General features: G+C 63.2%; 12 protein-coding genes. 6 read left to right on the top strand and 6 right to left on the bottom strand.

The genetic code is table 11. The features are described 5' to 3' along the window. Nucleotides 1–3 precede the first annotated feature (3 nt). Nucleotides 4–1,416: an aminotransferase gene (locus NKJ77_RS00060; protein WP_352533891.1), complete on the bottom strand. Its 1,413-nt coding sequence runs from the start codon at nt 1,414–1,416 to the stop codon at nt 4–6. 293 nt (nt 1,417–1,709) lie between these two features. Here NKJ77_RS00060 and NKJ77_RS00055 point away from each other — a divergent pair, with 293 nt between their 5' ends. The 3 genes from NKJ77_RS00055 to NKJ77_RS00045 all read left to right on the top strand — a co-directional run bounded on the left by NKJ77_RS00055 (nt 1,710) and on the right by NKJ77_RS00045 (nt 4,613). Beyond that, nucleotides 1,710–2,627 (top strand): ABC transporter permease, encoded by a 918-nt coding sequence (locus NKJ77_RS00055; protein ID WP_023701363.1) that lies wholly within the window; start codon nt 1,710–1,712, stop codon nt 2,625–2,627. Then, the gene (locus NKJ77_RS00050) at nt 2,624–3,448 is read left to right on the top strand and encodes an ABC transporter permease (protein ID WP_023670071.1); all 825 of its coding nucleotides are present in this window, start codon (nt 2,624–2,626) and stop codon (nt 3,446–3,448) included. Before NKJ77_RS00055 ends, NKJ77_RS00050 begins: the two co-directional genes overlap by 4 nt. A gap of 91 nt (nt 3,449–3,539) precedes the next feature. Continuing rightward, a complete protein-coding gene (locus tag NKJ77_RS00045; protein ID WP_023831996.1) occupies nt 3,540–4,613 on the top strand; it encodes an ABC transporter ATP-binding protein in 1,074 nt (357 codons plus the stop codon). Between the two features lie 40 nt (nt 4,614–4,653). On the opposite strand, the gene NKJ77_RS00040 is transcribed toward NKJ77_RS00045, so the two are convergent. The 5 genes from NKJ77_RS00040 to NKJ77_RS00020 all read right to left on the bottom strand — a co-directional run bounded on the left by NKJ77_RS00040 (nt 4,654) and on the right by NKJ77_RS00020 (nt 9,788). Continuing rightward, complete coding sequence (locus NKJ77_RS00040; RefSeq protein WP_352533888.1) at nt 4,654–5,949, bottom strand: flavin monoamine oxidase family protein; 1,296 nt, start codon at nt 5,947–5,949, stop codon at nt 4,654–4,656. Further along, nucleotides 5,946–7,022, bottom strand: a complete 1,077-nt coding sequence (locus NKJ77_RS00035; protein WP_352533886.1) for an extracellular solute-binding protein — start codon at nt 7,020–7,022, stop codon at nt 5,946–5,948. Before NKJ77_RS00035 ends, NKJ77_RS00040 begins: the two co-directional genes overlap by 4 nt. A gap of 116 nt (nt 7,023–7,138) precedes the next feature. After that, complete coding sequence (locus NKJ77_RS00030; RefSeq protein WP_023724466.1) at nt 7,139–8,221, bottom strand: ABC transporter substrate-binding protein; 1,083 nt, start codon at nt 8,219–8,221, stop codon at nt 7,139–7,141. A 58-nt stretch (nt 8,222–8,279) separates the two neighbouring features. Continuing rightward, nucleotides 8,280–8,960 (bottom strand): transcriptional regulator BetI, encoded by a 681-nt coding sequence (betI, locus tag NKJ77_RS00025; protein ID WP_023670076.1) that lies wholly within the window; start codon nt 8,958–8,960, stop codon nt 8,280–8,282. Nucleotides 8,961–8,987: 27 nt separating this feature from the next. Then, nucleotides 8,988–9,788 carry a class I SAM-dependent methyltransferase gene (locus NKJ77_RS00020; protein WP_023670077.1) on the bottom strand — a complete coding sequence of 267 codons (801 nt, stop codon included), beginning with the start codon at nt 9,786–9,788 and terminating at the stop codon, nt 8,988–8,990. A gap of 201 nt (nt 9,789–9,989) precedes the next feature. Between NKJ77_RS00020 and NKJ77_RS00015 the strand changes: the two genes are divergently transcribed. The 3 genes from NKJ77_RS00015 to NKJ77_RS00005 form a co-directional block, all read left to right on the top strand. Then, nucleotides 9,990–11,609 carry a phytoene desaturase family protein gene (locus tag NKJ77_RS00015; RefSeq protein ID WP_023701359.1) on the top strand — a complete coding sequence of 540 codons (1,620 nt, stop codon included), beginning with the start codon at nt 9,990–9,992 and terminating at the stop codon, nt 11,607–11,609. Beyond that, the gene (locus NKJ77_RS00010) at nt 11,596–13,161 is read left to right on the top strand and encodes a phytoene desaturase family protein (protein WP_023831999.1); all 1,566 of its coding nucleotides are present in this window, start codon (nt 11,596–11,598) and stop codon (nt 13,159–13,161) included. Before NKJ77_RS00015 ends, NKJ77_RS00010 begins: the two co-directional genes overlap by 14 nt. Nucleotides 13,162–13,212: 51 nt before the next feature. Continuing rightward, the coding region (locus NKJ77_RS00005) for an aminomethyltransferase family protein (RefSeq protein WP_352533884.1) at nt 13,213–14,042 on the top strand (830 nt) is incomplete at its 3' end.

Here is a 14,042-nt window from a genome sequence, read left to right as displayed (position 1 = left end):
CAGTCACCCCTGCCACACGCCCTCTTTGCGCAGATCATCCATGGTCCGCGAAATGCCTTCGCGCAGGATCGCCACCATGTCGTCGATCTGCTCTCGCGTGATGATCAGCGGCGGCGACATCACGCACATGTTGATCAGCGGCCGGACCAGGAGGCCGAGTTCGTGGCAATGCGCGTCGATGCGCTTGCCGACATCCTTGTCGAGCTGAAGCGGATCCTTGCTTTCGCGGTCGGCTACGCACTCGACGCAGCCCATCAGGCCCATGCCGCGGACTTCGCCAACCAGCGGCAGTTCCTCCAGCGTCCTCAGCTGCGCCTGGAAATAGGGCGCGACATCGCGCGTGTGGGCCAGCACGCTGTCTTCCAGGATATCGAGGTTCTTCAGCGCCACCGCGCAGCCGATGGGATGACTGGTATAGGTCAGGCCATGGCCGAACATAGCGTCGGGATGGTTGGAACGGCGCATTTCCTGAAGCAGCCGCTCCGAGATGATGACGCCGCCAAGCGGGAAATAGCCTGATGTAACGCCCTTGGCGAAGGTGATCATGTCGGGGTCGATGCCGAAGCCATCGCCGGAGGCAAAGACATGGCCGAGCCGCCCGAAGCCGGTCACCACCTCATCGGAGATATAGAGGATATCGTTGTCCCTGCAGATTTCGCGAATGCGCTTGAGATAGCCATCCGGCGGCACGACGACGCCGCCGGATGCCTGCACCGGTTCGCCGACGAAAGCACCGATCTTCTCTGCGCCGACGCGGGCGACCGTATCGCGAAACTGCTCGACCAGGAAATCGCAGAAGGCGGCGATGTCAATGCCTTTCGGCCGCCGGAACGGGTCTGGCGAGGACAGTTTGACGACCAGATCGTCGGCGCCGTCCATCCAGTCGCGGTCGCGCGGCCGGCCGTTGAGCGAGGCCGACAGATAGGTCGAGCCGTGATAGGCGCCACCGCGGCTGAGGATCAGCTTCTTTTCCGGCCGCCCGCGCACATTGTTGTAGAACTGCATGAAGCGCAGCGCCGTCTCGACAGCCGACGATCCGCCGGTGGTGAAGAAGGTATGGCTGAGACCGCCCGGCGCATGATCGGCGAGGCGCTTGGCGAGCTCGGCCGACGGCGCATTCATCGTATACCAGGGCGTGTTGTAGGACAGCATCATCGCCTGGTCGTACATCACCCTGGCCAGCTCCTCGCGGCGGTGGCCGACATTGATGCACCACATGCCGGCCGGCCCGTCGATCAGTCGCTTGCCTGTTACATCGGTGATGTAGATGCCATCGCCCTCGCCGATCAGCGCACGCGCTTCATTGCCGACCGAGCCGGCATAAGGCCAGGGCTGAACGAGATGACGCTTGGCCAGCTCGACCGCATCGTCACCGTCAGCCATTTCCATCGCTCTTAGGTCTCTTGCAGCCGCCATCATTGCCTCGCATCGTCTGAGCGTAATTTTCACCGGACAGAACATGAAGCGCCAAGGGCAGGAAAGCCGGCTTTCTTCACTCCATTTTGAATGTCCGTTCAATCAATATTACAGAAATAGCGCTTGATTTCAATGCACGGATGCGCTCATGATGAAAGAAAGCCGGCAAGCTTGGAGCACGGCCAGCAAAGCGCGCTCCGCAAAAATTGGGAACAGGCAGCCGGCCCGGTCGAAGGGAGCATCATGGCGGAACAGTTCGAGCCAGCAACCGAGATCACGCCCGGGTCGCTGCAATGACGGTAGCTGCCGAAGGGGTGCCCACGCGGCGCATGACGCGAGCAAGGCGAAACGCCCTTCTGCAGTCCGAGTCCGTCCAGGGCCTTGCCCTGATCAGCCCGACCTTGGTCTACGCTTTGATCCTGCTGCTGGTGCCGATCCTGGTGGTCTTCGCCCACTCCTTCTGGACGCAGAACTACCTCACCATCGACCATACATTCACGCTGGAGAATTATCGCATCGCGCTGACCGAGCCGATCTACCGCGATCTGCTCTGGCGCTCGCTCTACATTTCGCTGACGGTGAGCTTTTTCACCGTCATCCTCGCCTATCCGATCGCCTATTTCATCTCGTTCCATGGCGGTCGCCACAAGAGCCTGTGGCTGTTCCTGATTACCATCCCGTTCTGGACCAGCTATCTCCTGCGCGTGATGTCATGGAAAGTCATCCTCGGCTATAATGGCGTGCTGAATTCCGGCCTGATGGGCCTCGGCATCATCGACGAACCATCGACCGCGCTACTCTACAATTCCAGCGCCGTCATCATCACGCTCACACACGCCTGGGCGGCCTTCGCCATCCTGCCGATCTTCGTTTCGCTCGAGAAGGTCGACCGCACCTTGGTCGAGGCTGCCACCGATCTTGGCGACGGCCCGCTGCGCTCCTTCCTGCGCGTGACGCTGCCGCTGTCGGCGCCGGGCGTCATCTCGGCCGCTCTCATCGTCATGATCCCCACCGTCGGCGACTATGTCACCCCAAGGCTGGTCGGCGGCAAGGATGGCGTGATGATCGCCAATGCCATCGAGTCGCAGTTCCATAAGGCCTCCAACTGGCCACTCGGCGCGGCACTGTCCGTGACCACCATGCTGGTCGTGACGCTGATGGCGGGCGCCACCGTGCTCATCATCCGCGCGCTGCAGAGGCTGGCGCGATGACAGCGAGGCGGCGCCTTTTTCCCGGCGGCTGGCTGTCCGCCTACGCCTTCCTCTACGTCGTCTTTCTCTATCTGCCGGTGATCTTCCTGCCGATCTTCTCGATCAACACCGCGCCGACGCCAAAATTTCCTCTCACCGGCTATACGCTGAAATGGTACCAAGACCTGCCGAAGACGCCGGCGCTGCTTGACGCCGCCTGGAACAGCCTGATCGTCGGTATCTCGGCATCGGTGCTGGCGACGCTGCTCGGCATCCTCGCCGCCCGCTCGATCACCCGCTACCGCTATCCCGGCCGCCGCACAATCAATGGCCTGATCATGGCGCCGCTGGTGCTGCCGGAAATCATCCTCGCCATCTCCATGCTGCTGGTCATGCTGCAACTGGGCTTGAGCCTTTCGCTGTTCACCGTCGTACTCGGCCATGTCCTGATCTGCATTCCCTATTCGATGACGGTGCTGACCGCCGGTTTCGAGGGCTTCGACCGCAGCCTCGAAGAAGCCTCCGCCGATCTCGGCGAGAGTGCCTTCGGCACCTTCCGGCGGGTGACGCTGCCGATGGTGGCGCCGGCGATCATTTCCAGCCTCCTGGTCTGCTTCACCATCTCGCTCGACGAGTTCGTCATCGCTTTCTTCCTGACCGGCACCGAGACGACGCTGCCGATCTATATCTGGGGCCAGTTGCGCTTTGCCGCCAAGCTGCCGGGTGTGTTGGCGCTGGGCACGCTGCTGCTGGTTGCCTCTTTCGTTTTGATGACCGTTGCCGAGATCCTGCGCCGCCATGCGGCCAGACGCACCCAGAGCGAGGGAGGCCTCTATGCCTGAGCAGTCCCGGGCCGAACGGCCTCAGGATGAACCATCCAAGCAAGATAAGTCCGAGCGGGCCCAATCTGATCGACCCCAAACCGACCGAGCAATGATCGAAATCCGCAGCGTTACCCGCAGCTATGGGGCGTTCAAGGCGCTCGACGACGCCTCGCTGACCATCAAGGAGGGCGAATTCTTTTCGCTGCTCGGCCCTTCCGGCTGCGGCAAGACTACGCTGCTGCGCATGATTGCCGGTTTCGACAACCCGACCAGCGGCTCGATCTCGGTCGGCGGCCAGTCGATGGAAGGCATCCCCGCCAACCGCCGGCCGACCAACATGGTATTCCAGAGTTATGCCATCTTCCCGCATCTCAATGTCGAGCAGAATGTCGCCTATGGGCTGAAACGGCTCAGGCTGGGAGGAACGGAAGAAAAGCGCCGCGTCGAGGAAGGGCTGGCGCAGGTGTCGCTCACCGGCCTCGGCAAACGCCTCGCCACCGAGCTTTCCGGCGGCCAGCGCCAGCGCGTGGCGCTCGCCCGCGCCTTGGTGATGCGGCCCAAGGTGCTGCTGCTCGACGAGCCGCTGTCGGCTCTCGACAAGAAATTGCGCGAGCAGATGCAGGTCGAACTGCGCCGCCTGCAGCAGGCGGTCGGCATCACCTTCGTGCTGGTCACCCATGACCAGTATGAGGCGCTCGCTATGTCCGACCGCATCGCCGTAATGTTCGGCGGCAAGATCGCCCAAGTCGCCTCGCCCAAGGAAATCTACCAGCGGCCGGTCAACCGCCAGGTCGCCGATTTCCTCGGCGGCATGAATTTCGTAAAAGCGCAGATCATAGAGGAGAATGCCGCCTCGCTGGTCGTCGACACGCTGGGCTTCGGCCGCGTCAGGACCGACAAGCCGAAGGCCTTCATGCGCAATGGCGGCGGCGCCACTCTGGGCATCAGGCCGGAGCGATTGCGCGTGCTGTGGGACAATGCGACGGCGAAATTCGAAGTGGCCGGCAAGGTGGTCGAACGCCACTATTTTGGCGAGATCACCCACCTGATCGTCGAGATACCCGGATTGGAAAAGCCACTGTCGGTCACCGAGACCAACGACTTCGGCGCCGACGATATCCCCGTCGGCACGTCGGTCCGCCTCGGCTACGATCCCGAGGCCCTGGTGGCGATGGCGGACTGAGCATGATCCCGAAAAGTGGGAACCGATTTTCGGAATAAGATCATGCTCCACTAAGAATTTTAAGTTCCGTCGCGATCTGTTTGGCTGCGATCCGCCCCATCACGATGGCGCCTTCGACATAGCCCGGGAATGACGGCGACAGTTCCGACGATGCTAAATGAACCGGGGCAGCGCCGGCACGGATCGTGCGCTCGGCATCCCGTGCCGTCACATCGACAATTAGGTCGCTGTAGGCGCCGCCGCTCCAGCGGTCATCGATCCAGTCGCGCTGGCTGAAATCGATAATGCCGGCCGCCTCCGGGCCAAGGGCATCAACGAGCCTTGCCGTGACCTCCGCACGCAGCGCCGCGTCCGCGAGCGGACGCCAACGCAACGCCAGTGGTCCGCCGACGAAGACGACCAGCGCGGCATGTTGCGCATCCTTGCTGGCGTCACAGGCGAACAGGCCCGGCAGGTCGCGCCACATCACCATGCCGCACAGGTCGCGCTCGCGCCAGAACGGCGTGGGATAGCGCACCAGGATCTTGATCACCGCACCGCTTTCCCAGACGCCGAGCGCCTTTGCGAGAGCCGGCGGCAGAGCGGGCGCGAAATCCAGCTTCGCGGCCGTCGCCGGCGGCAGCGCGACCAGCACTTTTCGCGCTTCGATGGCGCTGCTTGCCGAGACGGCACGAACCCCTTGCGGCCCGTGCTCGATGCGCGTAACCGGCTCGTTCAGCCAAACCCTGTCGCCGAGATCTCCCGCCATGTCCTCGGCCAGCGACTGCATGGTTTCGAGCAGCGAATATTGCAGCTCGGGCACCTCGTTGGTGATGCGGCGGTCATTGTCGATGAGGTACCACAGCGGCACCTTGTCCATCGCCAGGCACCACAGGCCTTCGATCATCGAGCGGAAAGCCGTCTTGGCGTCAGTGGGATCAGGCTGGCGTTCGAGCCAGGCGGCAGCGCTCATGCCGGCGATCGAGGGAGCGTCCGGCTCGATCGCATTCATCCGCTCGCGGATTGCCATCGCGCCATGATAGGTCCGTTCGGCCTCTTCGACCGACAGCGACGGATGGGTGATGAAATCGCCATTCACATAGGTTTCGACGAAGGCCTTGCCACGGGACGCGGCCAGCGCCGTCACCTCCGGCATGTCTTCGCAGAAAAACTGGCCGCCGCTGTCGATGCGCTCGCCAAGCCCGTTGCGAATAGCCTCGACCCTGCCGCCGACGCGGTCGCGTGCTTCGAGCAGCACGACATCGATGCCGGCCTTTCTCAGCTCAAGCGCAGCCGACAGGCCGGTGAAACCGGCGCCGACGATGACGACATCGGTTCTTTCAGTCCTGTCGCTCAATAGCCGGCCTTGATCTTCTCGAATTCCGTGACCATGCGCTGCTTGAGCTCAGGCGGCACCGGCTGCTGGAACAGCGTCTTGTCCAAGAACTTGTCGAGATTGTCGAAGCCACGGTCGCTCAGCACCTGATGGTCGATCGCGGCCATCCCGGCGCTGTTGCCGTGGCCGTAGCCGAAGGTCTTGACCAAGTAATCGGACACGGCATGCGCGTTGACCGCACTGAGGAAATCATAGGCCTGATCGAGCTTGCCCGGCGCATCCTTCATCAGCACATAGCCGCACACCCAGGTGGATATGCCTTCCCTGGTGTCGCGGTTCATGGCGATCGGCATGCCTTGGCCCTTGAGCGTCACGAAGGTCTCATTCCAGCCCCAGACGAGGTCGACCTCATTGCCGGTAAAGGCCTGGTTGAGGTCGGTGTCGTCGGTCCAGTAAAAGCGGATGTTCTTGTGGACGTCACGCAGGAAGGCGGACGCCTCCTGGAACTGCGCGTCGGTCATCTTGGTCCAGTCCTTGAGGCCGATGACCAGGCTGGCCAGCGCATAGGCGTCATCGACATTGTCGCCGATGGTGACGCGGCCCTTGAATTTGGGATCGGCGAAAATCTTCAGCGACTGCGCTTCCTCCGCCGTGACCTTGTCGGTGCGGTAGAGCAGCGAAGTGTTGCCCCAGTCGAACGGCATGAACCAGGCCTTGCCGTCGGCGGTGACGGCGAGATCCTTCATCGCCATGATGCCGGGATTGAGATCCTTCCAGCCGGCGATCCGCGAGGTGTCGAGCGGTTGCAGAATGCCGGCCCCGCGCCACTTGGTCACGCTTTGCGAGCAGGGGTGGGCGATGTCGGCCTTGAAGCCGGCGCGCATCTTCTGGAACGCTTCCTCCTCGTCGCCGAAGAAAGCAAAGGTCGGCTCGGCGCCGTATTTGGCGGTGTAGTCGGGGTGCAGCAACGGATCTTCATAGCCTGACCAGTCGAACACGACGAGGTCGCCGCCGCCTTCGGCATAAGCAAGCACGGCGCCGGCGCCGACTGTAAGAGCAGCGGCAAGGGCGAGGCGGCGAAGCATGGAATTCATGGCGCGAAACTCCTCATCGCGAAAAGCGGCCGGGCGACGTTACGGAATTTCAGCGGCCTTGGCGAGACCGTCTGCCCGGCGCACTGACAGGCAGACGGAGGAGGCCGGACAGAGCTTTAGTAGCCTGCCTTGATCTTCTCGAATTCGGCGATCATCTTGAGCTTGAGCGACGAGGGCACGGGCGATTGGAACAGGGTCTTGTCGACGAATTTCTGCACGTCGTCATAGCCCTTTTCTTTCAGGATCGCCGGGTCGACGCCGGCCATGCCCTTGGCGTTGGCCTGGCCATAACCCCAGTCCTTGACCAGCACCTTGGCGGTCTCGGGATCGTTGATCGCGTTGAGGTAGTCATAGGCCTTGTCGACATTGCCGGGTGCGTCCTTGAACAGCACGTAGCCGCAGACCCAGGTCGAGATGCCTTCGTCCGTATCCTTCTTGGACTTGATCGGCACACCGGCAGCGACGGATTGTACCGTGGCATCGTTCCATGCCCAGGCGAGATCGACCTCGCCGCCGCTCAGCAACTGCACGACGTCGGTGGTATCGGTCCAGTAGGAGCGGACATTCTTGTGCACTTGGCGCAGGAAATCGGACGCCTGCTTGAACTGGTCGTCCGTCATCTTGGTCCAGTCCTTGAGCCCGATGGCAAGGCTGGCCAGCGCATAGGCGTCGTCGACATTGTCGCCGATTGAGACCCGCCCCTTGAACTTGGGATCGGAGAAGGCCTTCAGCGACTGCACATCCTTCGCGTCGATCTTGTCGGAGTTGTAGGTGAGCTGGGTGTTGCCCCAGTCCCACGGCATGAACCAGGCCTTGCCGTCCGAAGTGGTGGCCAGATCCTTCATCGCCATGATGCCGGGATTGAGATCCTTCCAGCCGGTGATCTTCGAGGTGTCGAGCGGCTGCAGCAGCCCCGCCTCACGCCACTTTGTCACGCTCTGCGAGCAGGGATGGCCAAGATCGGCCTTGAAACCGGAGCGCACTTTCTCGAAGGCTTCGTCCTCGTCGCCGAAGAAGGCGAAGGTCGGCGAGTCGCCGTTCTTCTCGACATATCTGGGGTGGAAGCTCAGGTCCTCATAGCCCGACCAGTCGAACACGATCAGGTCCTTGTCGGCGGCGACCGCAATCGCCGCGGCCGAACCAGCCAGCGTCGCCGTCAGCGCCAATGTCAGTGTCAGGCGTCGGGTTATTCTTTTCATGCTGTTCCATCCTCTTTGTTTTTGATTGTTCGCTCCGGCTTGGATCCGCCGGTTGTTGTCAACGTCCGCTGTCCGGCGGGTAGTGCTTCGGAAAGGCGGCCGACAGGAATTCGTTTGCCGCCTGCAGCGCGCTCTCACGGGTGACGTCCTCGGTCCCCATCATCAGCCGCAGCCACAAGCCCTCCAGCATGGCGCTGAGCGCCAGGGCCATGACCTGCGGCTCATAGGCGTAACCACCGCCCTGCTTGAGCGTGGCACAGAGGTCGATGAAGATCTTCTGGTAGGCCGCGTCGCGCGCGCCGCACAGCGCCTGGTAGGTCGGCCGCGACTTGGCCTCGCCCCAGAACGCGCACCACGCCGCGAGCTTGCGCTTGTTGCAGATCGAACGGTCGAAATCGGCGGCGACCAGCGCCCGCAGCTGCCGGGCTGGATCCTCGCCGGCCTTGGTCAGCGCGACGCGCCAATGCGCCGCATATTCGTCGGCCATATAGGCAAGCGTGGCGACGAGCAGCTTCTCCTTGCTCTCGAAATGGAAGTTGACGATGCCGCGCGACAGGCCGGCGCCGTCAGCGACATCGGCCATCGTCGTTTCCGAATAACCGCGCTTGGCCAGCGAATCGATGGTCGCTTCGATCAGCTGCTGTTGCCTGACCTCCTTCGACGCCTTGCGGCCGCGTTTTTCCGGTTCGGTTTTTCCAGACGTGTCGGAGGATCGCTCTTCGCGCGCTGCAGCTTTCATCGGTGCCGTCATGCTCCACATTGCCGGCTATCCCACCACAGCCGGCTTCCACCCGCGAAGATGAGTGGGACGGTGCTCGCCACTGTCAAGCACCTTCTGCATGGCTTCCCAGGTCTTGATGTTCTTGTCGACATAGGCCGCTCCGACCGCGACTGCCGCCGTCTCGTAGAGCGGGCCTTTCAGCCTTTCCAGCTCGCCGCGCGCGACCTTGCGATACCAAGAATTGCGGTCTCTGACGGCGACATCGGCAAAGCCGGCGCTGCGCATCGCTTGCGCATAGCGTGCCGGCGAGGCCATGGCGAAGGACAGGCCTTCGGCTGCGACATAGGCCTTCATCTCAGATGACGGCTCGCCGTCATGGCCGATCAGCCAGTCGGAGGCGGCAAAGACGCCGTCCGGCTTCAGCACACGGAAGATTTCGGCAAACAGCGCGTCCTTGTCGGACACGTGCACCAGCGCATCCTTGGAGAAGACGACATCGAACGAAGCGTCGGCAAAAGGCAGCGGCCCCGGCGGCGCCTGGACGAAGCTGGCGCGGTCTGAAAGCCCTCGTGCAGCGGCATGCTTTCTGGCCGCCTCGATCACCGGCCGCTCGATGTCGAAGCCGGTGGCATGAGCAGCACCGTGGCGCTCCACCAGATGCAGCGCGATGCCGCCGGAGCCGCAGCCGATGTCGAGGATCGTCTTGCCCCTGAGCGACAGCCCTTCGACCACCCGGTCGACCTCGTCTGGTCCGCCCGGCGACAGATAGCCCTCGCCCCACAGCGCCTCGAGGAAGCGGATCGCGGCGTCGTCATATTCCGGCTCGCCATCTGCCGTTTCGATCATGAGACCTTAAGTCCCGTCAGCCGAATTGCGCAGGTTCGAATGCCGGCAAAGCGTAGCGTATTAACAGGAAAACGCAATATCGTTTGTTGAACATTCATTCAGAATGGCTGGACAGAATGGCCGCTGCCGTGCCAAATTCCGCGCATTCGGCGACAAATCACGCGAAAATGAAGGGTCGAGCACCATGAAGGCTGGGCGCGAATGAAAGCTTGGGATGCGATCGTCATCGGCGGCGGACACAACGGCCTGGTCAACGCCTGCTATTTGCAACGCGCCGGGCTCGACGTGCTGGTGGTGGAAAAGAACGACTGGGTCGGCGGCGCCGCCACCAGCCGCGAGCTGACGCCGGGCTTCCTCTACTCCAACTGCTCCTATGTCTGCTCGCTGTTTCGCCCCGAGATCATGCGCGACCTCGAACTGCCGCGTTTCGGCTTGCAGGTTATTTCCTATGAAGGCGGCGCCGTGTTCACCCGCGACGGCGACTACCTCGCCAACTACCGTGACCACGATGCGCACCGGCGCGAATTCGCCCGCTTCTCCAGGCGCGACGCGGAGGCCTATGACCGCTATTCGCGCGACGTGACGCGGCAGTGCCGTTTCATCCAGCCGCTGCTGATGCGCACCGCACCGGACCCGGCCAGTCTCAAGCCGCGCGACCTCGGAGAGCTTCTCTATCTCGGCAAGAAATTCGTCGGCCTGTCATCAGAAGAAATGGCGCTGACGCTGCGCTTCTGGACCATGTCGATCTCGGAATTCCTCGACGAATATTTTGAGACCGATGTCATCAAGGCGAACTTCGCTTTGTCCGGCATTATCGGTACCGCGCTCGGGCCGATGTCGCCCGGCACAGCCTACGTGCTGCTGCACCATTATATGGGTGAGGTCGACGGCTCGGTCGGCGCCTGGGGCTATGCGCGCGGCGGCATGGGCGCCGTCACCAAGGCGCTCGCCGCTTCATTCAAGGCGTCCGGCGGCGCTATCCGCACCGGCGCCGAGGTCGACCATGTGCTGGTGAGCCGAGGCAAGGCCAAGGGCGTGGTGCTGGCCGGCGGCGAGGAGGTCTACGGCAAGCTCGTCGTCTCCAACGCCGACGTCAAACGCACATTCCTGAAACTGGTCGAGGAGAAGGAACTGCCCGACATTTTCCTGCGGCGGGTCAGGAACTTCAAGATCCGCGGCTCCTCCGGCAAGGTCAACATCGCGCTGGATTCTCTGCCGGAATTCCCGGCACTGCCGAAGGATTCACCCGTTTATCGCGGCGACATGCATTTCACCGATTCCATGGAGCGCATGGAGCGCGCCTATGACGACTGGAAGGCCGGTCGCTGGTCGGCCGACCCATTCCTCGACATGGTCATCCCAACGACGCTCGACCCGACCATGGCGCCGCCGGGCAAGCATTTCATGAGCTGCTTCGTGCAGTACGCACCGCCCAAGGTGAAGGGCCAGGACTGGACCGATGCCGACCGCGACGGTTTCGCCGAAAGCGTAGTTGCGCAGATCGCCGAATACTCGCCAGGCTTCCGCGACCGCATCGTCCATATGGAGGTGCGCACGCCGCGCGAGATCGAAGCCGAGGTCGGCCTCACCGAAGGCAACATTTTCCAGGGCGAGCTGACCTTCGACCAGCTGCTGTTCAACCGCCCGGTGCCGGGCTACGCACAATACCGCTCGCCGGTCGGCGGGCTCTATATGTGCGGCTCCTCGACACATCCCGGCGGCGGCGTCATGGGCGCACCCGGCCGCAATGCGGCAGCCGAGATCCTGCGCGACCTCGCCAAATCGACCTCCCATATGAGCCCGGCCCATGACGTCATTTGATGCCATCATCATAGGCGGCGGCCATAACGGCCTTGTCGCTGCCGCCACTCTGGCGAAAGCCGGCCGCAAGGTTCTGGTGCTGGAAGCGGCCGGCGATGTCGGCGGCGCGGCGCGCACCGAAGAGTTTGCGCCAGGTTTTCGGGTCTCCTCGATCGCGCATGTGCTGAACCGCCTGCACCCCGACGTGGTGAAGATATTGGAGCTGGAGAAACACGGGCTGCAGGTCACCCGCGCAGACTTCATTCCGTCGGTCGCCTTGGCGAGGGACGGCCCGCCGCTTGTCCTGCATGGCGCCTATGGCGAAGTGCTGACCGGCTCCACTCCGTCCGAGCAGTCCGCCTGGAAGGAATTGCGCGCGCAACTCATGCGCTATGCCGGCATCCTGAAACCGTTCCTGTCGCGGCGCCCGCCCGATCTCGGTGGCATGTCCCTGCTTGAAACCGCAGCGCTCGGCCAGACGGCCGTGGCGCTGAAAAAGCTCGGCAAGGAAGACATGCGCGACTTCCTGCGCGTTCTCCTGTTGAACGTCGCCGACCTGCTCGACGAACAGCTTGCCGATCTCAGGCTGAAGGGCCTGCTTGCCTTCGACGCCACGCTTGGCAGCCACCTCGGCCCGCGTTCGCCGACCTCGCTGCTTGGCCTCTATTACCGGCTGGCCGGCGAGACTGACGGTGCGGCCGGGGCACAGATGCTGCCGAAAGGTGGTATGGGTGCGGTCGTTGCCGCCATTCGCGCGGCGGCGGAGAAAGCCGGCGTCACCATCCGCACGGCAGCGCCCGTGGCCAGAATAGTCGTCGAGAAAGGCCGCGCCCTCGGCGTGACCCTCGACGGCGGCGAGGTGCTGCACGCCAGAACGATCGTCTCCGCCGTCAACCCGGCGACGACCATGCTCGATCTCGTCGGTCCGCGCGAGATCGACACGGGTTTCGTGCGCAAGGTAAAAAATATCCGCATGAAGGGCGACGCTGCCAAGCTCCATCTGGCGCTCGATCGGCCACCGCAATTTTCCGGCGTCGACGCCGATAATCACAAGGGCCGTCTGGTCATCGCGCCCTCGGCCGACCATGTCGAGCGCGCCTTCAACCCGTCAAAATATGGCGAGTTCTCAGCCGAACCGGTGATGGAGATCACACTGCCCTCGCTCTCCGACCCCTCGCTCGCGCCAAGCGGCGCCTGCGTGCTGTCGGCGACCGTGCAATACGCGCCTTACGCGCTGAAAGAGGGTTGGGATGCCGGCAAGCCGAAATTCCTCAAGGCTGTTATGGCGCAGCTCGAAGCGTACGCCCCCGGTATCGGCAAGTCCGTGCTGCATGCCGAGCTTTTGACGCCAGCCGGTATCGAAGCCAACTACCGGATGCCGGGCGGCCATTGGCACCACGGCGAATTGCAGGCCGACCAGATGCTGATGTCGCGGCCCGTCTCGGGCTGGTCGGGCTACGACACGCCGATCGAGGGGCTGTTCCTGGCCGGCGCCGGTTCGCATCCAGGCGGCGGCGTTTCGGGTGCTCCCGGTTTTAATGCGGCGCGGCGCATCATAGCGATGAAGGGATGATCGGATGTTTCAGCCAGTCAACGCCGCACTCTACGGCGAAGGAATGCCGTCATGACGAGTCCGGTCAACAACGCCGCCCGCACCACAGCGCAGGGCCATTTCCGCACCTTGCGTCTCGGCACGCCGTTCCAGCCGCGCATCGATGCGGTGGCCAAAACTCAGGACTGGTACAATTGGGCCGGCTATCGCGCGCCGCATTCGCTGTGGGACGAGGAACTCGAATATTTCGCCATCCGCAGCCAGGCGGCTTTGTTCGACATCTCGCCGATGACCAAATACCGCATCGAGGGGCCGGATGCCGAAGCCTTCCTCGATCGCGTCACGCTGCGCGATGTCACCAAGCTGAAACCCGGCCGCGTCCACTACACCGCATGGTGCGACGACGAAGGTTTTGTCCTCGATGACGGCACGCTGTTCCGGCTGTCGCCGACCCGCTTCCGCCTGTGTTCGCAGGAGCGGCACCTGCCCTGGCTGCTCGACAGCGCCATCGGTTTCGAAGTGACCGTCGAGGAAGAGACCGAAAACGTCGCTGGTCTCGCTCTGCAAGGCCCAACCTCCTTCGCCGTGCTGCGCGAGGCGGGTTTCGCCGGCGTCGAGAAGTTGAAGATATTCGACCTCGCCGAGTTTCCGCACGACAGCGGCACCGTAACCATCTCGCGCACCGGCTTCACCGGCGATCTCGGCTACGAACTGTTCGTGCCGGCCGAAAAAGCGCTCAGCCTCTGGGACCGCCTGATGACGGCAGGCGAACTGCGCGGCATCCGCGCCATCGGCTACGCCGCCCTCAACCGCGCCCGGCTGGAAGCCGGCCTGATCGTCGCCAATGCCGACTTCACCACCGCAGACCATGCCATTCGCGCCGACCGTCTGCGCATGCCGGA

Origin of the sequence: Mesorhizobium sp. M0052 (assembly GCF_040323255.1) — a bacterium.
In the GTDB taxonomy this organism is placed as follows: domain Bacteria; phylum Pseudomonadota; class Alphaproteobacteria; order Rhizobiales; family Rhizobiaceae; genus Mesorhizobium.
The sequence above is the reverse complement of the archived record's forward strand: the minus strand, read 5'-3'. Positions and strand labels throughout refer to the sequence as shown.